The organism is Nocardioides panacis (assembly GCF_019039255.1).
GTDB lineage: Bacteria > Actinomycetota > Actinomycetes > Propionibacteriales > Nocardioidaceae > Nocardioides_B > Nocardioides_B panacis.
Genome location: NZ_CP077062.1, coordinates 3,700,293 through 3,722,866, shown reverse-complemented (window position 1 = coordinate 3,722,866; position 22,574 = coordinate 3,700,293). Strand labels below are relative to the sequence as shown.

Sequence of the window (22,574 nt, the reverse complement as noted above, 5' to 3'; positions counted from 1 at the left end):
ACCGAGATGACCACGCCACGTGTGGCCTGCTGCCACGCGACTTCCGCAGGTGCGAGTTGGAGCCAGAAGCACTTCCGGGCCCGCTTCGAGCAGTCCTCACTCGCGCAGGCCCTGACCGATCTCGACCTGCGCCTCACTGCCGTCAACGGCGCCATGTGCGACCTGCTCGGCCGCACGTCCGAAGAGCTGCTGGGCATGCACGTCGACGAGCTCGCGCACCCGACGTGTCCGCCCAGCCGTGCCCAGGAGCTGCTGCACGACCCGTCGACGCACGACCTGGAGTACGAACGCGTCTACGAACGCCCGGACGGCACCCCGGTTCCGGCGCGGCTCATCGCCTCCTTGCTTGCCGACGACGAGGGCCGGCCGCACAGCATCGCCTCCTTCGTCGTCGACCTCAGCGCGCAGAGGCAGGCCGAGTCGGCGCTGAAGGAGCGAGAGCTGTTCTTCCGGGCCCTGCTCGAACGCGCCTCTGACATCGCCGTGGTGAACGCACCCGACGGCACGGTCCTCTACGCCAACGCGACGGTGGTCCAGTTCGGCTTCGCGCCCGAGGACGTCCTGGGTTCCGCCGGCTTCGACTTCGTGCATCCCGAGGACCGGCAGGACGTGCAGGACGCGTTCGTGCGCGTGCAGGAGAGCCCCGAGACACCGGTCTCCCTGGTGTACCGGCACCGACATGCAGAAGGTGGCTTCCGTTGGGTCGAGTCGTGGATCAGCAACAAGATCGACGAGCCCGCGATCGGGGGCATCGTCGTCAACCTGCGCGACGTGACCGCCCGCGTCGAGGCGTCACTTGCCCTCCGCGAGAGCGAGGAGCGGTACCGCGCCATCGTGGAGACCGCGCAAGAAGGGATCTGGGTCGCCAGCCCGCAGGGCCGGACGACCTACGTCAACCAGAAGGTGGCGGACATGACCGGTTGCACCTTCGAGGAGCTCTACACCCGCGGTCCCACCGATCTGTTCGGCCCGGACGAGGGAAGTGCGCTGCTGCCCCGTCTGGGGGACGCTGAGTTCCAGGGCACGGAGGAGTACGAGCTCCGTTACCCCCACCCGGACGGGCGGGAGCGATGGTTCCGGGCCACCAGCAGCCCCCTCACGGACGCCACCGGCGCCTACGTCGCACGACTCACCATGCTCTCCGACATCACCGAGATGAAGCACAGCGAAGCTGTGCTGCGCGGGCGGGCCCTGCACGACGAGCTCACCGGTCTCGCCAACCGCACGTTGCTCCATGACCGGATCTCGCAGGCGGTCGAGCGGCACCAGGGCGACGCCGCGGCGACCGTGACCGTGATGGCCTTCGACGTGGACGGCTTCGCCCTCGTCAACGAGTCGTTCGGGCACGCGGCCGGGGATGAGCTTCTCGTGCAGCTCGCGAAACGTGTCCAGCGCTGCGCCCGCCCGGGGGAGACGGTCGCGCGCGGCGGAGGGGACGAGTTCGTGGTCCTCACCGAGAACGTGCCCGCCGACGACTGCATGGAGCTGGCCGAACGCGTGATGACGGCTCTTCGGGAACCGTTCGACGTGCAGGGCCATGAGGTGCGGATCACGGTGAGCGGAGGGGTCGCGACCTCCTCCGACGACTGTGCGACCACCGAGCTGTTGGGAGCTGCGGGGGCCGCGATGCATGCCGCCAAGCGCCGCGGCGCGGGCAACGTCGAGGTGTTCGACCCCGGTCGCACCGGAGAAGCGCGCGCGAGGTTCGAGCTGTCGGTCGACCTCGCGAAGGCCTTGGACCAAGACGTTCTCGAGCTGCACTACCAGCCCATCGTCGAGCTGAGCACCGGCCGTCTCCTCGGCGTGGAAGCGCTCGCCCGGTGGCGCCACCCGGACAAGGGCTCGATCTCCCCCGAGGTCTTCGTCTCGGTCGCCGAGCAGTGCGGCCTCGCCTGTCAGCTCGACCGGTGGGTCCTGCAGCGGGCCACCGCCGACCTCGCTCGGCTGCGAACCCTCGACCTGGTCGCCGAGGACGTGTACGTGTCCGTCAACATCTCGGCCCTGCACCTCACCCAGGGGGATCTCCAGGCTGCCGTGGACGAGGCCGTCTGGATGTCCGGGCTGCCGGCCACGTGCGTGGCTCTCGAGGTGACCGAGACCGCCGTCATCGGTGATCCCGAGGAAGCGGCGGCCATCCTCCAGGGCATCGTGGCGAAGGGCTTCAGCGTCTCCCTGGACGACTTCGGCACCGGCTACAGCGGCTTGTCCCGCCTCCAGGCGCTGCCGGTCGCTCGACTCAAGATCGATCGCCGCTTCGTGGGGAATGTCACCACCGAGGCCGACGATCTCGCGATCTGCGCCAGCGTCGTCGACCTCTGCCGGGCGATGGGTGTGCTGGCCATCGCGGAAGGGGTCGAGACCAACGAGCAGCTCGACCTGCTGCAGCGCCTCGACTGTCACGCCGCCCAGGGCTACCTCTGGAGCAAGCCGCTGAGTCTTCCAGACCTGAGCCAGGTCCTGTCCTCGTCGGGCGAGCAGTTCGACGTGCAGGCCCCCGCCCGCGCGGACACGCCAGCACGTGCCGCGGGATCTCGTGCGACCCGGGAGCACGGCCTGATGCTGCTCCTTCGCCTGCACCGGGAAGGGGCGTCCCTGCGCACCATTGCCGCCGCACTCAACTCGCAGGACTACCGCACGCCACGGGGAACGCGGTGGCATCCCAGCTCCGTGGCCTCCGTCATCGCCGACCACGCCTACCCGGACCTCTGGAAGCGGACCGCCAGATGACTCCCCACGGGCCACCTGCCCGTCGTTGCGCCGCACCGCCTGCCCGTCGGACGTGACGCGCTTCGACCCCCGACGGACCTCATCCGGAGAGACTTGACATGAGGCACAACCTGGCCTGGCGCCTCCTCCTGCCACCGGTCCCCGTCGTGCGAAGTGGGCGCTCCCCGCGGTCGGAGCTCGCCCACACCGGTCCCCGCGCTCGGACGCGACGAGAGTCGTGGCTGCGGTCTCTGGCGTCCGCGTACGGCGCCGCCGCCTTGCTGGTCGTCGAGCTCGTTCTCCTGTCGTCAGCGATGATCTGGAACGAGCTCTCCGGCGACCAGTTCGAGCTCGGCCGGCCGGCCCAGACGACGAGCGAGGTTGCCGACACGCAGCGCGGTCCGGATCAGCTTGCTCGGCGGCCCGAGTCAGTGTCGGCCGGGCCCCACCACGTCGCCCCGCGGGCCCAATCGGTCGGCACACCTGCCCGAGCCACGACGATCAGTGGGACCGCGCTGGCTGTGGCCCTGATCGCTGCCATCCATGGGATCGGACTGCTCGTCCTCCGGGCCCTGCGCCGTCGACGCGAGGTCCCGGGCAGCCGCGCGCCCGAGAGCCCTCGCGTCGAGGACGAGTCGCCGGAGCAGGAGCGAGACGACTCCCCGGAGATCGAGGATCCGGCGGCGCAGTCCACGGATCACGACGCCCGGGATGCGGGCGCACCCGAGCTGGGTGAGGACAAAGCGGAGCAGCCAGCCGTGCCGCAAGCGCATGGCGGGGGAGCAGCGGACCGCTCCCGTCCTGCCCCCGTCGCGGAACCGGTCGGGCTCCCCGGACGGGACCGCACCCCACAGGCGGACCCGGGAACGATGAGCACCCGGGTCGTGATCTTCGACCGGCGCCTGAGTCAGCGAGTCGTGTTCGTCTCCCGCGCCCGGCTCCAATGGCCTGGTCACGACGTCGCGTGCACCACGGCCAACCTCAGCATGCAGGGCGTCAGGTGCGACCTGGCACCGGACCTGCCGCCGGAGTCCCTGCCGGTCACCGGGACGTCAGCTCACGTCACGCTGAACGTGAACGGCACGCTGGTTGTTCTCCGGGCCCGCGTCGGCTGGTGCCGTGTCGAGGAGAGCGGGGCAGCGGTGGGCCTGCAGTTCGTCAAGCTGCGAGAGCCCCAGGAAGCGTTGCTGCAAGGCGTCGTCATCTCGGGGTCACCGGTGTGACGCGGCACGAGCCGGGATGGCTGCGCTAAGGGACGTGTGCGACGAGGACGGCGACGTCGTCCTCATCCTCGCCCGGATGGAGCTCGAGCGCGCTGTGGAGGATCGTGCGAGCGTCGAAGGGCAAGCCCTCCAGGAGCTCGCCGAGGCGGCGTACCCCCTCGTCGATGTCGTCGACCCGGGTCTCGACGAGGCCGTCGGTGAAGAGGAACAGAACGGCGTCGGCCGGCAACTGCGTGCTGCGGTCATGCCATTCCTGTCCGATGCCCAACGGTGGTCCCGTCTCGAGCTCCAGGGCGCTCGGCACCGTGCCTGTCGGCGTCGGGCTCAGCAGAGCCGGGGCCAGGTGTCCGGCCGAGGCGACGGTGGCGGTGCGGGTAGGGACGTCGATGTGGACGACCAGAGCTGTGGCGAACCGGTCGCTGTCGTTCCCGTCGAGCCAGGCTGAAGCGCGCCAGGACGGCAGCGGGGGTCTTCTCCTCGCGCGCCGCGACCCGGGTGACCTCCCGGAGCTCCAGCATGAGGGCCGCTGCGCGGGAGTCGTGACCTTCAACATCCCCCATGACGAGCACCAGACCGTCGTCGACGGGCACCGCGTCGAACCAGTCGCCGCCGACGTCGAGTGCTCGGTCGCCCGTGCGGTAGTGCGAGGCCAGCTCCACCGAACCGATCTGGCGGGGCACGTGTGGTGGCAGGTGCTCGTTCTCGAGGGGCAGGGTGCGGGGCGGCTCGGCGGTGCGCTCGCGATCGGCGGGCTTTCGCCCACCAGGGGAGGAGGGGCGGTGCGGTGCGAGGGGTCCCATCAAGAGGCCGCCACCGCCGGGGATCGGAACAAACCACCACGCTCGGCCATCGGGCTCGTGGTCCGTCAGAAGAACGAAGCCGATCCGGGTACCCCCGTTCGGGTTGATCCGGGAGTTCGCCTGTGGAATTGCCCAGCGGTTCACGTCGCTGATCCTTCCGATCGCTGAAGCCCATCCCTCCGAGGCCGGCTCCCCTCGGGGGTGCCGGCGGTTTCCCGTCGCGACGAGCCGGACGGTGCGCCGGGAGCGGTTCCGGAGAGGGCCGTGAACCGCTTCCCACGGCTCCGCGAAACCTGGCTGCTCAAGTTCGACGAGGCCGGACTATGCCCTTTCCTGTGGCGGGACAGCCTGACGGAGAAGATGTGCACGTCGCCGCCGTGGCAGCGAGGGCCCCCGCCATGTACGCCTGTGCGGGAGCGGGTCGCACGTTGACAGTCAACATGCTGCTGTCGCGTCGGACCATCCGAAAAGCGCAGAGGAGTGGCCGGTTCGTGCGCCGTCCGGGGCTCGCCACCTGCGCGACCGGTGACCCCGGGAGCACGTGACCGCGGACGCTGCCGAGCAGTTACGTCCTGGCCTGAGAAACTGCCCCCGGCCAAACCAGGGCGCAGTAGGACTGCGGCGCCTCCACGTGAACGGGGTGGCAGTGGAGGTGTGTCGTTTCTCAGGGAGTTGATGAGGGTGATGCCGCCTGAGGAGCGCTGGCACAAGCAGCGTCTTCTTGGGTCCCACAGCCAGCCCGACGGCAGGGGCGGCCCGCCCGGGGCGGCGATGCGGCTCATCTGAGTTGGGCGGTCCTGTCGTACGGTCATGGCTACTAAAAGGAAGACGTCTCTTGGACCCCTACGAAGACATCCGCCGCGTGCTGACGCGCCGCAAGCTGTGGCGCGAGGAATCGTTGCAACTCGTGCTGACCTGTCTGATCGTGGGTGGGACGTATCCCCCCGTGGGGCACGCGCAGCAAGCCGACCGTGCGGGGCGCCGAGTTCCTGCGTCGGCTCCATGTCCTGGTCTTCGGTGAAGACCCGGGTTCGCCGTGCGACGTCTTCGTCGACGAGTTCGAGCTGCCACGCCGTCACGAGGCCGAGCGGTCGGGATGGCCGGACTGGGCGGTGCTGTGGCCGGACCGAGTCTGGATGGTCGAGCTGAAGACGGAGGCGAGGAGTCACCGGCCCGACCAGTTGCCCCACTACCTCGACCTCGGGGCGCACCACTATCCGGACGCGTCCATCGATCTGACCTATCTGACCGGCACGTTGGACAAGCCAGCTCCGGAGGTGCGTGCTGGCCAGCGGTACCACCACATCGTGTGGACCGAGGTCCTCCCGCTGATCAAGGCGGTCTGGGCCGACGACGAGCCGGCCGCCGGGGCGTACGTCGAGGCGGCGCGGCAGCTGATCAGCTCGCTGGGGACACCCTGGACAGAGTGGCGCGCCGGGTGGATGAGCGAGGTAGCAAGAGCGGTCGAGGCCAGCGAGCCGGCCGTGCCGCGAGACGACCTATGGGAGCTGATCGTTGCGACCGCGGACGACGGCAAGCAACGCGCGTCCGACGCACACACAGAGTCGGGGGAGAGCCTCGAGGACCTCCGTGACCGGGCACGCGAGCTAGTCATCGCGGCTGCTGAGGGCAGTGCAACGAAACACGTGCTGCCCTGGATCTGGAGCAGCCAGACCAGCGGCGGTCAGCCGCTGACATCCGCGGGTGAGGAGCTCGGAGCCGAGTTGCGGCTCTCCCGGTACGCAAGGCCGCAGTTCGGCGGCTAACGGCGCGGTGCCAGGCCACGTACCTCATCTGGCTCCGGGGGTGGCATGCCCGGGAGCGGGGAAGTGAAGCACACCGCGGACCTGAGCTGACTCGCGTCCGGAGTCAGCCTGCAGCGGCTCCCGGCCAACCGATTCCATCCGTGGTCACCGCTACGGTCGGTCTCACGTCGACCAGCGCCGGATCCGGCGGAAGATCCATGTACCGCTTGATCTCGCCGGTGCGCTCGTATCTGCCGAGGATCCTCGTGGATTGCTCCTGGGTGCTGGCGTTCATCACCGACAGCACCTCGGCAAAGCCCGTCCCAAAGTCCTCGGCCATGACCATCCGTCTGACAGGAAGCGCCGGCAGCTCCTCCAACGGCGACTGCCCGAATGCGTCGGCATGCGATTGAAGGAGCGGAGGGAATTTGCAGGTTTCGGCCCGGCGTCGAGGCTCGACCTCGACGGGCTGCGCCGGCACGACGTGGTCGCCGCAGAGGTGACCTCCCTGGTGCGTACGGCGGGCGTGGGTGAGAGGGTCTGCCCGTGAGTCGTGGAGGTAGGCCGGCAGCGCTGGTCCTGGGCGCGGTGGTGCTGGTGCTGGTGGCGGCGGCTGGCTTCGTCGTCGGGCGGTGGAGCGACACACTGGACCCCAACCGCGCTCTGAACCGTCCACTGCCCACCCTCCGTGCTGACGCGCCCAGGTTGGTCAAGCTGGTGCCGCCGGGTTCCAACGCGCTGTTCATCGGCGACTCCTACGCAGCCGGGGTCGGCGCCGACCAGCCGGCGGACACCTGGGCGATGAAGACCGCTGCGGCTCTCGGCTGGACCCCCACCGTCAACGCTGTGGGGGGGCACGGGGTTCACGTTCGGGGGCGGGGTCAGCGGCGAAGCCGGCCAGGACTACCTCACCCGGGTGAGGGCACTCGCCGGGACTCCGACGCAGTTCAACGTCGTGGTCCTGGAGGGCGGTCAGAACGACCTCCGTGCCGATCGGTCGCAGCTCCTGAGAGACACCGGGCAGGTCATCGCTGCGGTTCATGAGGCGTGGCCCGGGGCCGTGATCATCGTGCTGGGCCCGTGCGCGCCTCAGCCTTTGCAGCACGTCCTCGCTGACACGGCCGCCGCCATCGACGCGGCCGCCAGGGCCGCCGGCGCCTACTCCGTGAACCCTGCAGCACGCAAGTGGTTCACCGATGCGAACAGTCCCGGCTACGACTTCGACCACACCCACGTCAACAGCGCGGGGCATGCCTACATTGCGCAGCGCCTGGTCCAAGCGGTCAGGACCATGCGGCAGATCTCACCCTCCTGACGCTGGCGAGGGAGACAATCCGGGCCGCCATGCCCCAAGATGTTCCCTATGCGTTCTTCAGGGGAAGTTTGGCGGTTACGTCGGCTGCCTGGGCTCGACGGTGTTCGCGGCCTGGCGATCATCCTGGTGATCCTCTGCCACTCCGCCGTCCCGCACCTCAACCTGGCTGGTCAAGCGGGCGTGACCCTGTTCTTCGTCCTCTCCGGCTTCCTCATCACGGGCATCCTGCTCGGAGGCCAGAACCTCTCGTCCTTCTGGCCCAGGCGAGCACGCAGACTCCTGCCGGCGCTCCTCGTGATGCTGGCTCTGCTCCTGCCGGCGTTCGTCTTGGCAGGGTGGACGGTCAGGCAGTACGGCGATGCAGCGTGGCCGGGTCTTCTGTACGTCGCCAACATCCGCGAGATGCAGACCGGATGGATCTTCCCCTTCGGGCATCTGTGGTCACTCTCCGTCGAGGAGCAGTTCTACGTCGTCTGGCCCTTGGTGGTCGTCGCCCTCCGTCGTCGTCCCGCGGCGGTGCTGGCGGTCAGCCTTCTGGGGGTGGCGGCATCCGTGATGGCTCGCTGGAACGCCGAGGGATTCCACGCGGTGCTGGGAACGGACACGAACGCCTTCGCGATGTTCGCCGGGACCGCCTTGGCCGCCGCCTTCGCAACCGGCTGGAAGCCCCCCATCGGGCGAGGTGCGACGTGGATCGGAGCCGCGGCGGTCATCGCCAGCGCTCTCTGGTCGCCGACCGCGCCCCGGGTGGACATGGTCGCCACCCTGACCACCGCGGGCGCCGTCCTCATGATCGCCGGCGAGGTGGCCGGCAGGGGCGATCCCCTGCTGAGGTTCCCGCCGCTGCGGTACGTCGGCCGGGTCTCCTACGGCTGGTACCTCTGGCACATCCCGCTGATCACCCTGTTCTCCACCCCTGGAATGCCCGGCGTGGAGGTGCCCCTGAAGCTCGCCCTGTGTGGCGTGGCCCTGGCGATCGCCGCGCTGTCGTTCCGGTTCATCGAGGTCCCGCTGCAAGGTCGCCGACCGGCGGCGGCGGTGGTGCCCGCGCCCGTCGCTTCCTGACAGGAACAGCGCGCGCGGTTGCCTAGCCAGGCCAGGCGAGCAGCAGGTCCTCGAGCTCCAGCGGCGGGACGGCGGGGCTCCACAGGAACCCCTGACCACGCGTGCACCCCAGACGGCGCATGTAGTCGGCTTGCGCCTGGGTCTCGATACCCTCCGCCACGGTGGTCAGCGACAGTGCTCGGGCCAGATCGGTGATCGAGCGCGCGATGGCACACGACTCGGGGTCACCCGGCACCTGCTCGACGAAGGACCGATCGACCTTGAGGGTGGCGACGGGCAGTCGCTTGAGGTAGGCCAGCGAGCTGTACCCGGTGCCGAAGTCGTCGATCGCGACGGACACGTCGAGCTCGCGAAGTCGTGCCAGGACGGCGGCGGCCGCACCTGTGTCACTCATGAGCACGCCTTCGGTGACCTCGAGGGTCAGCTGACCCAAGGGCCACCCGGCCAGGCGGGACGTGTCGGACACCATCTGGGGGGAGTCGGGTGCCCTCGATACTCTGCGCGCTGAGGTTCACAGCCAAGTGGATGTCCGTGCCGATCCCACGGTCTCGCATCCGGGCCATGTCGGTGCAGGCCCGCCGCAGGACGCACAGGTCGAGCCGCTCCGCGAGACCGATGGCGTGGGCGGCCGCGACGACCTCCGGTGGCGGGACGGGGCCGAGGTCGGGGTGCTCCCAGCGCAGCAAGGCCTCCACCCCGACGACGCCGCCGTGCGTCAGGTCGACGACGGGCTGGTAGCCCAGCGTGATGCGGTCGGCGTCGAGGGCTTCGCGCAACGCGATGGACACCTGGAGCTTGCGTCCGTTGTCGGTGCCGCTCGCGACGTCGTACACCTGCACGCGACCGCGTCCTTGCGCCTTGGCCTGGTGCATCGCGTCGTCAGCCGACCTCAGCAGCGAGGACGGCGACTGTTGGGGACCCACGGCGATGCCGACACTGGCGTCCACGTAGAGGGTGGTTCCGAACGCGACGACCGGTTCGAGCAAGGACCTGCGCAGGTGGTCCGCGAGGGCCAGGGCCCCGTCGACCCCGACTCCCTCGGCGACCACCAAGAACTCGTCGCCCCCCGATGCGAGCGACGGTGTCCGCCGGTCCGGAGGCGCTGCGCAGCCGGTGGGCGACCTCGACCAGGATCGCGTCGCCGAACTCGTGCCCGTGGACGTCGTTGATGAGCTTGAAGCCGTCCACGTCGAGGGAGAGCACTGCGACGCTCGGATGGTCCGGCTCCTGCTGCTGCCGGGACAGCGCCATCGAGAGCCGGTCGGTGAACAACGCCCGGTTGGGCAGTCCGGTGAGGGCGTCGTGCAGAGCGCGGTGCTGCAGCTCCGTCTCGATGCGCCGCGCGTCGGTGACGTCGGAGATCATCGTCAGGGAACCGGTGGCGCCCTCGGCGTCCAGGGAGATCGGGGAGGCGGCGACCTCGAAGATCCGGTTGCCCCCGTCCGGATGCGGATAGGTGACCTCGAAACGTTCATGCCCCCTGTCTGCGCGGGAGCCGATTCTTCGCCGGATCTCCTCGGTGGTCGTCTGGTCGACGAGCTCGGTGAGCTGACGACGGAAGAGCTTGCTTCGTGCGTGCCCGAGGAGATCTGCTGCCTTGCGGTTGGCGAACAGGACGCGTGAGTCGCGGTCGAGCACGAGCACACCTTCCTGGGCGGTCTCGACGATGGTGCGGTACCGGCGCTCGGACGCCGTGAGTGCAGCACGTGCCTCGACCTCGTTGGTCACGTCGCGGACGTTGGCGACGAGTCCCTGGACACCCGGAACCTCGAAGCAGTTGGTCAGCGTCTCCTCGATCCAGCGCCACTCACCTGCCGCGTTGGTGACCCGGAAGGTCATGCGCTCGACCGCGCCCGGGGATGAGACCACTCGACCCACGAAGGCTTCCACCCCGGGCAGGTCGTCCGGGTGGACGAGCCCCAGGCCCTTCGCGCCCACGAGCTCCTCGGGGGTGTAGCCCATCACGTCGAGGATCGAGGGTGAGATGAACGTGATCTCGGTGTCCGGTTTGGCGATCAAGGCGACGTCGGAGGAGCGACGGCTCAGTGCCGCGCTGATCGAGTCCTGCTGCGCCAGCTGGGTCTGCAGCCGGACCTGCGGCGCCGTTCTGCGGACCGAGGCGCAGCTGCCGAGGGACACGCCGGTCGTGGAGTCGCGGAGCGGCGCCATCGACACCGAGACCTCGATGACCTCGCCGTCGCCACGTCGCCGTTGGGCCGAGAAGGTGACAGCCGTGCCGGTCCGTCGCATCTCCTCCAGCACCTGCTGCTGGTGTTCGGCGTTCTCCTCCAGCGCCACGACGGCGATCGACCGCCCCACGAGCTCGTCCGGGGACCAGCCCAGGACCTCGGAGGTCGCCGAGCTCGCCCACGTCACGATCCCGTGGGCGTCGAGGACCATCAGCGCATCGGGCAACGCGTCGAGGGCCTCGATGAGGCGCAGGGCCGCACTCGGCGTGGAGGCCTCGGGTGACGCGTCCGTGGTGTCGCTGCCGGCCGACAGCAGGGCAGCCAGATTCTCCGCCAGGAGGCGTTCTCCTGCTGCGTCAGCGTCGACAGACACGTGGGCCCCGGCTCCCTGGTACGACGGTCTCCCAGATCAGGGGCGACAGCGACGGCGACCGTACCAAGCCCCGCCCGAGGGCACGTGAAACCGACAAAAGGGTGCCTTGTGTCTAGCCCGGTGACCCGCGAGGCGCAGCAAGGCACGCGCAGTGTCGGCTCCCGCATGGGGTCTGTCCATTCGGGTGGTGGTGTCGCGCGGGCGACCCGTCGGCGCCGGGTCACGGTCCGCGGGCTTACGTCATCCGCCTTCGAAAGATCGCGGACGGTGAGCCGGCGTGGCAGGATCCGGAGTCATGGCGCACGTACTCTCCGGCCGGGCCGAGACTCCCACCCAATCCAGGATCCTGACCTACGTGCGCGACGAGGGGCCGCTGTCCCGGATGGACCTGGCCGCCCGGCTCGGGGTGTCCCGGACGACGGTGGCCGCCGAGGTGGGGCGCCTGGTCGAGCTCGGCCTCGCCGAGGACGGCGGGCCGGCGGCGTCACGGGGCGGGCGGCGCTCGACGCTGGTCGACCTCGACGCGGGGCTCCGTTTCGTCGGCATCGAGCTCGGCGCCACCTCGATGAGGATCGCTGTCACCGACGGCCGGCTCGGCGTGCTGGCCCGGGCCTCGACGCCCGACGCGGACATCCGGCGTGGCCCCGAGCGGGTGCTGGCCGAGGCGATCGAGCTGACCCGCAAGCTCCTGGCCGAGCAGGGCGTGGAGCGTCCCGCCGGGCTGGGCATCGGGGTGCCGGGCCCGGTGGACTTCCACGCGGGGATGCCGGTGTCGCCGCCGATCATGCCCGGGTGGGACGGCTACCCGGTCCGCGACGCGCTCTCGCGTGAGCTCGGGACGCCGGTGCTGCTGGACAACGACGTCAACGTGATGGCCCTGGGGGAGCAGCACACCGGCGTGGCCCGGTCCGCCTCCGCGTTCCTGTTCGTCAAGATCGGCACCGGCATCGGCTGCGGCATCGTGGTGGACCGGCACCTCTACCGCGGCGCCGACGGGTGCGCCGGCGACATCGGGCACATCCGCATCGAGCAGTCCGGGCCCGTCTGCGCGTGCGGGAACCACGGGTGCCTGGAGGCGTTCTTCGGCGGAGCGGCTCTGGCGCGCGATGCGTCGAGTGCGGCACGGGCGGGACGCTCCGAGATTCTCGCCGAGATGCTCGAGGCGGACGGTCGGCTGACGGCGGCGCACATCGGTCGGGCGATCGAGCGCGGTGACGCGACGGCGCTCCAGCTGACCCGCGACGGCGGTCGCCGGGTGGGGACGGTGCTCGCGAACCTGGTGTCGTTCTTCAACCCGGGGCTGATCGTCATCGGGGGTGGCGTCGCCGGTCTGGGGCACACGCTGCTGGCCGAGATCCGCAGCGCGATCTACCGGCAGTCGCTGCCGCTCGCGACCGGGAACCTGCCGGTCGTGCTCAGCGAGCTCGGTGGCGACGCCGGGGTGGTCGGCGCGGCCCGGCTGATCAGCGACGCGGTCTATGCACCGGGAGACTTTCGCAAGTAACTTGCGAAATACTCTTGTCAACTTTCGTTTGGCGCCCTAGGTTTCTCTGCATGCCGCCGTGACGCCCGTCACGTCGCCAGCCGAGGAGTCCAGGTGGACAGCGACCTGACCAGCAGCCCGTCCGGGGCACCGTCGCTCGACAGCGCCGCGCCCCTGCTGCAGATGCGCGGGATCGTGAAGACCTTCCCCGGCGTCCGGGCGCTCGACGGAGTCGACCTGCTGGTGCGGCCCGGTGAGGTGCACTGCCTGCTGGGACAGAACGGCGCGGGGAAGTCCACGCTCATCAAGGTGCTGGCCGGCGCCCACCGTCCGGACGAGGGCGAGATCGAGTGGCGAGGCGAGGCCGTCGCCCTGAGCACCCCGGACACCGCGATCTCGCTGGGCATCTCCACGATCTACCAGGAGCTCGACCTGGTCGCGGGGCTGAGCGTCGCCGAGAACATCTTCCTCGGCCACGAGAAGTCCCGTGGCGGGCTGCTCCGCCGGGGCGACACCCGTCGCGCGGCCCGGGCCCTGCTCGCCCGTCTGGGTCACGAGGAGATCCGCGTCGACCGCGAGGTCGGGACCCTGCCGGCGTCCGGGCAACAGATCGTCAGCATGGCCCGCGCGCTGTCGCACGACACCCGGCTGATCGTCATGGACGAGCCGTCGGCGGCCCTCGACCAGCAGGAGGTGCAGTCGCTGTTCCGGGTGATCCGCGACCTCACCGACCAGGGGGTCGCGGTCGTCTACATCTCCCACCGGCTCGAGGAGATCCGGCAGGTGGGCGACCGGGTCACGGTGCTCAAGGACGGTCGCACCGTCGCCACCGACCTCCGGGCGCGAGACACCCCCACCTCCGACCTGATCCGGCTGATGACCGGCCGCGACATCGAGTACGTCTTCCCGCCGCGGGCCACGCTGGACGCCGCTGCTCCGACCGTCCTCGAGGTCACCGGCCTCAGCCTCGCCAAGTCGTTCGCCGACGTCTCCTTCTCGGTGCGGGCCGGAGAGATCGTCGGGCTGGCCGGCCTCGTCGGCTCGGGTCGCTCCGAGATCCTCGAGTCCGTGTACGGCGCTCGGAAGCCGACGAGCGGGACGGTCGCCGTGAACGGCAAGCGCCTGCGCGGCGGGTCGGTCTCCGCCGCAGTCCGAGCGGGCATCGGTCTGGCACCCGAGGAGCGCAAGAGCCAGGGCCTGCTCCTGGACCAGGCGATCTACCAGAACATCACGGTCTCCAGCCTCGGGCGCTTCGCGCGGGCCGGCTTCCTCGACGGGTCGGCCGAGCGCTCCTCCGCCCTGGAGCTGACGAAGGCGCTCGACGTGCGCCCGCCCGGGGTCACCCGGCCGGTCAGGACGCTGTCCGGTGGCAACCAGCAGAAGGTCGTGCTGGCGCGGTGGCTGATGCGGGACTGCCGGGTGCTGCTGCTCGACGAGCCGACCCGCGGCGTCGACATCGGCGCGCGCAGCGAGATCTACGCACTCATCCGGTCGCTGTCCGAGCGCGGGGTCGCGGTCGTGGTGGTCTCCAGCGAGATGGAAGAGGTCCTGGGTCTCGCCGACCGGGTCCTGGTGATCAGGGAAGGGCTGGTCGTGCACGAGGGACCGGCCGACGAGATCGACGAGCACCGGGTCCTCGACCTGGTCATGGAAGGAAGTGCCGCATGAACCCGGAACAGGAGACGGCTCGCCCCACGGGCGCGGCCGCCACGAGCCATCCGGTCGCGGCGCGGGACCAGGTCGTCCAGGAGTCGCTGTCGGGCAGCGGCCGCGAGAGGTCGCGCGGTGTGCTCGGGGGTCTGATGAGCTCCTCCGTGGGCCGCAACCTCGGTCTCGTCGTGGCGCTCTTCCTCCTCTGCCTGGTCGGGATCGCCACGGCCGGCCAGGAGTTCGCCAGCATCGACAACGCGCTGACGATCCTGCGGCTCGCCGCCGTGATCGGCGTCGTGTCGGTGGGCATGACGTTCGTGATCACCGGGGGCGGGATCGACCTGTCCGTCGGTGCGATCGTCGCGCTCGCCTCGGTGTGGTCGACGACGCTGGCCACGCAGGCGATGGCGCGCGACTACCACTGGTCGATCATCGTGCTGGCCGCGGTGGTGGTGGGCACGGTCTGCGGCCTGGTCAACGGTCTGCTGATCGCCTACGGGAAGGTCGTGCCGTTCATCGCCACCCTCGCGATGCTCGCCGCCGCCCGCGGGCTCGCGGAGATCATCGCCCAGCGCCGCACCCAGATCGTCGACGTCCCCGGCTTCAGCGACTTCTTCCGTCACTCGGCGCTCGGGGTGCCCCTGCTGGTCATCATCTTCGCCGTCGTCGCGGCGGTCGGCTGGGTCGTCCTGAACCGGACCACCTTCGGCCGTCGCACCTTCGCGGTGGGCGGGAACCCCGAGGCGGCCCGGCTCGCCGGCATCGACGTACGCCGGCACACGGTCGCGCTCTACGCGATCGTCGGCCTGTGCTGCGGGATCGCCGCGGTGATGATCGTGGCTCGTACGACGACCGGGTCCTCGACCCACGGCACGCTCTACGAGCTCGACGCCATCGCCGCCGTCGTCATCGGCGGCACCCTCCTGTCGGGCGGCCGCGGCACCATCGTCGGCACCGTGCTCGGCGTGCTGATCTTCACCACGCTCTCCAACGTCTTCACCCAGAACAACCTGTCCAGCTCGGCCCAGTCGGTCGCCAAGGGACTCATCATCGTCGCCGCGGTCCTGCTCCAGCAGCGGCTCGCGACGCGCAGCAACAGCGGCACCTAGCCCACCCGCACCACCAGAACCGCCTCTGTCTCGGACGTCAAGAACCCAGGAACGCGTGTTCCCGGCAACCAAGGAGCAGAACATGTCTCGTCCCCACCCGCACCGCCGGCTCCGCCTGGTCACCGGAGGTGCGCTCGCCGCCCTGCTGGTCGTCGCCGGCTGCACCAGCAACACGCCGGAGACCGACAGCTCGTCGGGCGGCACCGACAGCAAGGCCGTGTCCGCCAACGACGACCCGGGCAAGAAGGTCGTCATCGGGTTCTCCGGTCCTGCCGCCGACCACGGGTGGCTCGCCGCCATCAACAGCTCGGCGCTGGCCGAGGCGAAGAAGTACGACGACGTCGAGCTGAAGGCTGCCGAGGGCACCAACGACGCCAGCCTGCAGATCAGCCAGATCGAGACCTTCATCAACGACAAGGTCGACGCGATCGTGCTGCTGCCGACCGACGGGGCGGCACTGACCGACGTGGCCACCAAGGCGATGGAGGCCGGCATCCCGGTCATCAACGTCGACCGCGAGTTCTCCTCGCCGTTCGCGGCGCGGACCACCGTCCTGGGCGACAACTACGGCATGGGCGTCTCGGCCGGCACGTACGCCTGCAAGGTGGTCAAGGACAAGGGCCTCGACGACGCCGTGATCGCGGAGATCGCCGGCATCGACTCGCTGCCGCTGACCCAGGACCGGTCGAAGGGCTTCAAGGACGCGCTCAAGGCCTGCGGTCAGAACGTCGACAACCGGGTCGCCGCCGAGTTCACCGTGGAGTCCGGGGAGAAGGCCGCCTCCAACCTGCTCCAGGCGGCTCCCAAGATCGACGTCATCTGGAACCACGACGACGACCAGGGCGTCGGCGTCAAGGCGGCCTTCGACAACGCGGACCGTCACGAGTTCGCCTTCATCGGTGGTGCCGGCTCGGCCAACGCGATGCGCTGGATCAAGGACGGCTCGATGGCCGCGACCGTGATCTACCCGCCGACCCAGGCGGCCGACGGCATCCGCCTGGCCCGGCTGATCGCCCAGAACAAGGGCCTCTCCGACCTGGTCCAGGTCGAGGTCCCGAAGCGGATCGTGCTGAACGCGCCCGTCGTCACCAAGGACAACGTGGACGACTACATGGCGCTCGGCTTCGAGTCCTGAGCTGGTGGCCGGCCGGGGCCGCACGTCCCGGCCGGCCCGGTTCCACCGCCGCCCTCCTCCCCTCCCTCCAGAAATCCGAGGACCCCCCCATGCACCCGATCGTCCCGGACCTCGGCATCGGCCTGGTCGGGTACGCCTTCATGGGCGCCGCTCACTCCCAGGCCTGGCGCACGGCACCGCACTTCTTCGACCTCCCGCTGCACCCGCGCCTCCGGGCGCTGTGCGGACGGGACCCGGGCCGGGTGACCGAGGCCGCCCGCCGGCTCGGCTGGGAGTCCACGGAGACCGACTGGACCCGGCTGGTCTCACGCAGCGACATCGACCTGGTCGACGTCTGCACCCCGGGGGACACCCACGCAGAGATCGCGATCGCGGCTCTCCGGGCCGGCAAGCACGTGCTCTGCGAGAAGCCGCTCGCCAACTCGGTGGCCGAGGCGCAGGCGATGGCGGACGCCGCGGACCTCGCCGCCGGCGACGGCGTGCGTGCCATGGTCGGCTTCACCTACCGCCGGGTGCCCGCCGTCGCCCTGGCCCGGCAGCTGGTCGAGCAGGGCCGGATCGGCGACATCCGGCACGTCCGCGCGCAGTACCTCCAGGACTGGTTGACCGACCCGCAGTCGCCGATGACCTGGCGGCTCGACAAGGACAAGGCCGGCTCGGGCGCCCTGGGCGACATCGGGGCCCACATCGTCGACCTGGCCCAGCACATCACCGGCGAGCGCATCGTCACGGTCAACGGGATGCTCGAGACCTTCGTCCGGGAGCGCCCCCTGTCCGACGGCTCGTCTGCGACGCACCTGGGTGGCGACACCGGACGCGGCTCGAGCCTCGGGACCGGCCAGGTGACCGTCGACGACGCCGCGACCTTCCTGGCCCGCTTCACCGGCGGGGCGGTCGGTGTCTTCGAGGCGACCCGGTTCGCCACGGGGCGCAAGAACGCCATCCGGCTGGAGATCAACGGGTCCCGGGGCAGCCTGGCGTTCGACTTCGAGGACATGAACGTCCTGGAGCTCTACGACGCCGACGAGCCCGCCGAGACCGCCGGCTTCCGCCGGATCCTGGTCACCGAGCCCGGGCACCCCTACGTCGGGAGCTGGTGGCCGCCCGGCCACGGCCTCGGCTACGAGCACGGCTTCACCCACCAGGTCGTCGACCTGGTCACGGCGCTCGGCCGCGGTGACCAGCCGCTCCCGTCCTTCCGTGACGGGCTGCAGGTCCAGTGCGTCCTGGCCGCCGTGCAGCGAAGTGCCGAGCTGGGCGCCTGGGAGCCGACCGCCGCCCCCGTCCCCGCCGCCTGACCCCCGTCCCACACCGCACCACGAGGAGTCCCGATGTCAGCAGCACTGCCCGTCCCCACCCCCGATGACCGCTTCTCGTTCGGCCTGTGGACGGTCGGGTGGCAGGGGGTCGACGTCTTCGGCGGGCCGGTGCGGCCACCGATGGATCCCGTCTACGCGGTGGAGCGGCTCGCCGGGATCGGGGCCGCGGCCCTGAGCTTCCACGACGACGACCTCGTGCCCGACGACAGCACGCGGCAGCTGACCCTCGACCGGTTCGCGAAGGCGATCGCCGACACCGGCCTGGTCGTCGAGATGGCGACCACCAACCTGTTCGGGCACGCCGTCTTCAAGGACGGGGGGTTCACCGCCAACGACCGCCGGGTGCGCCGCCTGGCGTTGGCCAAGGTGCTGCGCAACATCGACCTCGCCGCCGAGCTCGGCGCCCGCACCTACGTGCTCTGGGGCGGCCGCGAGGGCTCGGAGTCCGGTGGCAGCAAGGACGTCCAGTCGGCGCTGGCCCGCTACAAGGAGGCGCTCGACCTGCTCTGCGCCTACGTGCGCGACCAGGGCTATGACCTGCGCTTCGCCCTGGAGCCCAAGCCCAACGAGCCGCGCGGGGACATCCTGCTCCCGACCATCGGGCACGCCCTCGCGTTCATCTCCGAGCTCGACGAGCCCGACCGGGTCGGCCTCAACCCCGAGGTGGGTCACGAGGAGATGGCCGGGCTGAACTTCGCGCACGGCATCGCCCAGGCGCTCTGGCACGGCAAGCTCTTCCACGTGGACCTCAACGGCCAGCACGGTCCCCGCTTCGACCAGGACCTCCGCTTCGGCGCCGGCAACCTCCGCGGTGCCTTCTGGACGGTCGACGTCCTCGAGGGCGGCCCGGGCGGCGCGGCGTACGACGGCTACCGGCACTTCGACTACAAGCCGGCCCGGACCGAGGACGACGAGGGGGTCTGGGTCACCGCCGAGGCCTGCATGCGCAACTACCTGATGCTCCGGGAGCGGACCCGGGCGTTCCGGGCCGACCCTGCGGTGCACGAGGCCCTGCAGGCCGCCAGGGTCGGCGATCTCGGCGTGCCCACGCTGGCCGACGGCGAGACCATCGAGGAGCTGCGGGCCGAGCGGCACGACGTCGCCGCCCTCGCCGAGCAGGGCCTGGCGTTCGAGGCGCTCGACCAGCTCGCCATGGAACACCTGCTCGGCGCCCGCTGAGCACCCGGACCGGAAGGAACCGACGATGACGCGACCGATCACCCTGTTCACCGGACAGTGGGCCGACCTGCCCTTCGAGGAGGTCTGCCGCCTGGCCTCCGGCTGGGGGTACGACGGGCTCGAGATCGCCTGCTGGGGCGACCACCTCGACGTCTGGGCCGCCGTGGAGGACGACGCCTACCTCGCGAGCAAGCGCGAGGTGCTCGCGAAGTACGACCTGAAGGTGTGGGCGATCTCCAACCACCTCAAGGGACAGGCGGTGTGCGACGACCCGATCGACGAGCGGCACCGCGAGATCCTGCCGAGCCGGATCTGGGGCGACGGCGACGCCGAAGGCGTGCGGCAGCGGGCCGCCGAGGAGATGAAGATGACCGCGCGGGCCGCGCGGCGGCTGGGCGTCGACACCGTGATCGGCTTCACCGGATCCTCCATCTGGAAGTACGTCGCGATGTTCCCGCCGGCCACCCAGGCGATGGTGGACGCCGGCTACGACGACTTCGCCGCCCGGTGGAACCCGATCCTCGACGTGTACGACGCCGAGGGGGTGCGCTTCGCCCACGAGGTGCACCCCTCGGAGATCGCCTACGACTACTGGACGACCGTGCGGGCGCTCGAGGCCGTCGGCCACCGGGAGGCCTTCGGGCTCAACTGGGACCCGTCCCACTTCGTCTGGCAGGACCTCGACCCCGTGTCGTTCCTGTGGGACTTCCGGGACCGGATCTACCACGTGGACTGCAAGGACACGAAGCTCCAGGTCGGCAACGGCCGCAACGGCCGACTCGGGTCGCACCTGGCGTGGGCCGACCCACGCCGCGGCTGGGACTTCGTCTCGACCGGTCACGGGGACGTGCCGTGGGAGCGCTGCTTCCGGATGCTCAACACGATCGGCTACACCGGCCCCCTCTCGGTGGAGTGGGAGGACGCCGGCATGGACCGGCTCCGCGGGGCGCCCGAGGCGCTCGACTTCGTGCGCTCGCTGGCCTTCGACCCGCCCGACGCGGCCTTCGACTCGGCGTTCGCGACCACCGACTGACTCCGGCCGACCTCCGGCGGGACGGAGGGTCAGACGACGAGGTTGAGCAGCAGGACGCAGATGATGCCGACGACCGAGATGGCCGTCTCCATCACCGACCAGGACTTGATGGTCTGCCCGACCGTGAGCCCGAAGTACTCCTTGACCAGCCAGAATCCCGCGTCGTTGACGTGGCTGAAGAACAGTGACCCGCAGCCGATCGCGAGCACCAGCAGGGAGACTTCGTTGGTCGGCAGGTCCGCAGCGATCCCGCTGACGATGCCGGCGGCGGTGATGGTGGCGACGGTGGCCGATCCGGTCGCGAGGCGGACGCCGACGGCGACCAGCCAGCCGAGGAGGAGGGTCGAGATCCCCGACCCTTGGGCCCAGTCGGCGATCACGCCGCCGACGCCGGCGTCGACGAGCATCTGCTTGAAGCCTCCGCCGGCCGCGACGATGAGCAGGATGCCCGCGATGCCCGGCAGGCCGGACCCCATCGCCTTCTCCACACCTTCCCGGGTCATGCCGGTGCTGTAGCCGAGGAGGAACATGGAGAGCAGGACGGCCAGCAGCAGCGCGACCGCGGGTGTGCCGATGAACTCCAGGAAGGTGCGCGGCTGCGTGCCCTCCTTCATGGTGAGCTCGGCGATCGCCCGGACCAGCATCAGGATCACCGGCAGGGTGATCGAGATGACCGCGAAGGCGAACGACGGGCGGCGACGTACGCGGTCAGGTGCGGGGGCACGGTCCCCGCCGGTGCCCGCCGGAGCATCGGCGAACCCTCCCGCGGCGCCGGCGCGCGCGGGTGCGCCCCCCGCCACCTCCGTGGAGGTCCCGTCCGACGGGCCCGCAGCGGAGCCTCGGGCGGTGGCCCCGGCACTGACGCCGAGGTGCCCGCCGGTGACCCGGGCCACTGCCTCGTCGCTGGCGTGGAGGGGCACCCACTGCTCGACGAACCTGGCCAGCAGCGGACCGCACAGCACCAGCGTCGGCACGGCGACGATCAGCCCGAAGAGCAGGGTCAGCCCCAGGTCGGCGCCGAGGGCGTCGATGGCCACCAGGGGGCCGGGGTGCGGCGGGACCAGGCCGTGCAGGATGGACAGGCCGGCCAGGGCGGGGATGCCGACCCGCATCAACGGGACGTCGGTGCGGCGGGCCACGAGGATCACCACCGGGACCAGCAGCACCACGCCGACCTCGAAGAACAGCGGGAGCCCGAGGATGGCCGCGATCAACGCCATCGCCCAGGGCAGCCCTCGCTTGCCGACCTTGCCGATGATGGTGTCCACGATGGTGTCCGCGCCCCCGGAGTCGGCGAGCAGCGCGCCCAGCATCGCGCCGAGACCGATCAGCAGTCCCACGGCACCGACAGTCCCGCCGAACCCGGTGGTGAAGCTCGTGATGATGTCGAGCGGAGCCACACCGGCGACGATCCCCATCACCGCGGTGCCCAGCATCAGAGCCAGGAACGGGTGCATCTTCACCCACACGATCAGCACCACCACCGCGGCGATGCCCAGCACGGCGGCGAGCACGATCTGGGTGTTGCCGGCGTGGGTCAGCGTCGGCGGGTCCTCGACGAGCGACAGCAGGCGCGGCCGGACGGCCGCCGTGGCACTCAGCAGGGCGCTCATCTGGTGTTCCCTTCGCGGGTTCGCGTGTCCCGGGGCGTTCTCGTCCCGGGTGGTTGCAGGTCCAGTGCCGCCAGCGCCCGGGCGATGACCTGGGCTGCCTCGCCGTCGACGGACACCTCGACGCCGGGCTCGTCGGGCTCGAGCGGCTCGAGCGTGGCCAGCTGGCTGGGCAGCAGGGACGCGGGCATGTAGTGGTCGGCGCGCCGCTCCATCCGGTCGCCGATCAGTCCTGGGTCGGCGACGAGGTGGCAGAAGACGACCTCGGGACGGCCCGCGCGCACGAGCTCGCGGTAGACCCGGCGCAACGCCGAGCAGGTCACCACCGCGGAGCGACCCGCCGCGATCTCAGCCGACATCCACTCGCCGATGCTGCGCAGCCACGGCCAGCGGTCCTCGTCGGTCAGCGGCGTCCCGGCGGCCATCTTCGCGACGTTGGCCTCGGAGTGGAACGCGTCGCCCTCCGCGTACGTCCAGCCGAGGACCGTCGACAGGCCCTTGGCCACAGTCGTCTTGCCGACGCCCGAAACACCCATGACCACGACTATCTGCGCTCGAGGCGCCCGATTCATGACACGTGACCGTACTCGCGTCCCGCCGATCCCGCGACCCTCGGTCACGTGATGCAGGCGTCGACCGT

The 22,574-nt window shown here is 70.5% G+C and carries 19 protein-coding genes and 3 pseudogenes; 13 read left to right on the top strand and 9 right to left on the bottom strand.

All coding sequences use genetic code 11. The annotated features are described in order from the left end of the window. The first annotated feature begins 6 nt into the window (after positions 1 to 6). Together KRR39_RS18185 and KRR39_RS18180 are read left to right on the top strand one after the other, a co-directional pair. Entirely contained in the window at positions 7 to 2,727 is a 2,721-nt protein-coding gene (locus KRR39_RS18185; protein WP_216938878.1) for an EAL domain-containing protein, read from the top strand. A 257-nt stretch (positions 2,728 to 2,984) separates the two neighbouring features. Next, entirely contained in the window at positions 2,985 to 3,929 is a 945-nt protein-coding gene (locus KRR39_RS18180) for a PilZ domain-containing protein (RefSeq protein WP_216938877.1), read from the top strand. Positions 3,930 to 3,954: 25 nt separating this feature from the next. Here KRR39_RS18180 and KRR39_RS18175 read toward each other — a convergent pair whose 3' ends face one another. Next, a complete protein-coding gene (locus KRR39_RS18175) occupies positions 3,955 to 4,392 on the bottom strand; it encodes a PP2C family protein-serine/threonine phosphatase (protein WP_367303752.1) in 438 nt (145 codons plus the stop codon). Between the two features lie 37 nt (positions 4,393 to 4,429). Continuing rightward, a pseudogene (locus KRR39_RS26285) lies at positions 4,430 to 4,489 on the bottom strand (hypothetical protein); the annotation flags it as partial. On the opposite strand from KRR39_RS26285, the gene KRR39_RS25680 reads away from it, so the two are divergent. Next, positions 4,469 to 4,897: a hypothetical protein gene (locus tag KRR39_RS25680; protein ID WP_302053510.1), complete on the top strand. Its 429-nt coding sequence runs from the start codon at positions 4,469 to 4,471 to the stop codon at positions 4,895 to 4,897. The pseudogene KRR39_RS26285 and the gene KRR39_RS25680 sit on opposite strands and share 21 nt — an antisense overlap. Positions 4,898 to 5,700: 803 nt before the next feature. Then, the gene (locus KRR39_RS18165; RefSeq protein ID WP_216938875.1) at positions 5,701 to 6,495 is read left to right on the top strand and encodes a hypothetical protein; all 795 of its coding nucleotides are present in this window, start codon (positions 5,701 to 5,703) and stop codon (positions 6,493 to 6,495) included. A 103-nt stretch (positions 6,496 to 6,598) separates the two neighbouring features. On the opposite strand, the gene KRR39_RS18160 is transcribed toward KRR39_RS18165, so the two are convergent. Continuing rightward, on the bottom strand, positions 6,599 to 6,814 hold the full coding sequence (locus tag KRR39_RS18160) for a hypothetical protein (RefSeq protein ID WP_216938874.1): 216 nt from the start codon (positions 6,812 to 6,814) through the stop codon (positions 6,599 to 6,601). A 471-nt stretch (positions 6,815 to 7,285) separates the two neighbouring features. Between KRR39_RS18160 and KRR39_RS18155 the strand changes: the two genes are divergently transcribed. After that, positions 7,286 to 7,789: an SGNH/GDSL hydrolase family protein gene (locus KRR39_RS18155; RefSeq protein ID WP_367303751.1), complete on the top strand. Its 504-nt coding sequence runs from the start codon at positions 7,286 to 7,288 to the stop codon at positions 7,787 to 7,789. A gap of 48 nt (positions 7,790 to 7,837) precedes the next feature. Further along, positions 7,838 to 8,854: an acyltransferase family protein gene (locus KRR39_RS18150; protein ID WP_216938872.1), complete on the top strand. Its 1,017-nt coding sequence runs from the start codon at positions 7,838 to 7,840 to the stop codon at positions 8,852 to 8,854. Positions 8,855 to 8,876: 22 nt separating this feature from the next. On the opposite strand, the gene KRR39_RS18145 is transcribed toward KRR39_RS18150, so the two are convergent. The 4 genes and pseudogenes from KRR39_RS18145 to KRR39_RS18135 all read right to left on the bottom strand — a co-directional run. Beyond that, on the bottom strand, positions 8,877 to 9,323 hold the full coding sequence (locus KRR39_RS18145; protein WP_254185242.1) for an EAL domain-containing protein: 447 nt from the start codon (positions 9,321 to 9,323) through the stop codon (positions 8,877 to 8,879). Continuing rightward, positions 9,241 to 9,693 carry an EAL domain-containing protein gene (locus tag KRR39_RS18140; RefSeq protein ID WP_216938870.1) on the bottom strand — a complete coding sequence of 151 codons (453 nt, stop codon included), beginning with the start codon at positions 9,691 to 9,693 and terminating at the stop codon, positions 9,241 to 9,243. Before KRR39_RS18140 ends, KRR39_RS18145 begins: the two co-directional genes overlap by 83 nt. A 48-nt stretch (positions 9,694 to 9,741) precedes the next feature. Continuing rightward, a pseudogene (locus KRR39_RS26280) lies at positions 9,742 to 9,903 on the bottom strand (hypothetical protein); the annotation flags it as partial. A gap of 31 nt (positions 9,904 to 9,934) precedes the next feature. Next, positions 9,935 to 11,416 (bottom strand): annotated as a pseudogene (locus KRR39_RS18135) (PAS domain S-box protein); the annotation flags it as partial. Positions 11,417 to 11,711: 295 nt separating this feature from the next. Between KRR39_RS18135 and KRR39_RS18130 the strand changes: the two are divergent. The 7 genes from KRR39_RS18130 to KRR39_RS18100 all read left to right on the top strand — a co-directional run bounded on the left by KRR39_RS18130 (position 11,712) and on the right by KRR39_RS18100 (position 20,324). Then, positions 11,712 to 12,920: an ROK family transcriptional regulator gene (locus KRR39_RS18130; RefSeq protein WP_216938868.1), complete on the top strand. Its 1,209-nt coding sequence runs from the start codon at positions 11,712 to 11,714 to the stop codon at positions 12,918 to 12,920. A 93-nt stretch (positions 12,921 to 13,013) separates the two neighbouring features. Next, positions 13,014 to 14,567: a sugar ABC transporter ATP-binding protein gene (locus KRR39_RS18125; protein WP_254185241.1), complete on the top strand. Its 1,554-nt coding sequence runs from the start codon at positions 13,014 to 13,016 to the stop codon at positions 14,565 to 14,567. Beyond that, on the top strand, positions 14,564 to 15,658 hold the full coding sequence (locus tag KRR39_RS18120) for an ABC transporter permease (protein WP_216938867.1): 1,095 nt from the start codon (positions 14,564 to 14,566) through the stop codon (positions 15,656 to 15,658). The genes KRR39_RS18125 and KRR39_RS18120 overlap by 4 nt, the downstream gene beginning before the upstream one ends. Before the next feature lie 82 nt (positions 15,659 to 15,740). After that, positions 15,741 to 16,793 (top strand): substrate-binding domain-containing protein, encoded by a 1,053-nt coding sequence (locus KRR39_RS18115; protein WP_216938866.1) that lies wholly within the window; start codon positions 15,741 to 15,743, stop codon positions 16,791 to 16,793. An 89-nt stretch (positions 16,794 to 16,882) separates the two neighbouring features. Next, positions 16,883 to 18,091, top strand: a complete 1,209-nt coding sequence (locus KRR39_RS18110; protein WP_216938865.1) for a Gfo/Idh/MocA family protein — start codon at positions 16,883 to 16,885, stop codon at positions 18,089 to 18,091. Positions 18,092 to 18,124: 33 nt separating this feature from the next. Further along, positions 18,125 to 19,291 carry a xylose isomerase gene (xylA, locus tag KRR39_RS18105; protein ID WP_216938864.1) on the top strand — a complete coding sequence of 389 codons (1,167 nt, stop codon included), beginning with the start codon at positions 18,125 to 18,127 and terminating at the stop codon, positions 19,289 to 19,291. Between the two features lie 25 nt (positions 19,292 to 19,316). Continuing rightward, the gene (locus tag KRR39_RS18100) at positions 19,317 to 20,324 is read left to right on the top strand and encodes a sugar phosphate isomerase/epimerase family protein (protein ID WP_216938863.1); all 1,008 of its coding nucleotides are present in this window, start codon (positions 19,317 to 19,319) and stop codon (positions 20,322 to 20,324) included. 29 nt (positions 20,325 to 20,353) lie between these two features. Here KRR39_RS18100 and KRR39_RS18095 read toward each other — a convergent pair whose 3' ends face one another. Together KRR39_RS18095 and KRR39_RS18090 are read right to left on the bottom strand one after the other, a co-directional pair. After that, complete coding sequence (locus KRR39_RS18095) at positions 20,354 to 21,937, bottom strand: GntP family permease (protein ID WP_216938862.1); 1,584 nt, start codon at positions 21,935 to 21,937, stop codon at positions 20,354 to 20,356. Next, entirely contained in the window at positions 21,934 to 22,470 is a 537-nt protein-coding gene (locus KRR39_RS18090) for a gluconokinase (protein ID WP_254185240.1), read from the bottom strand. The genes KRR39_RS18095 and KRR39_RS18090 overlap by 4 nt, the downstream gene beginning before the upstream one ends. Positions 22,471 to 22,574: the final 104 nt, after the last annotated feature.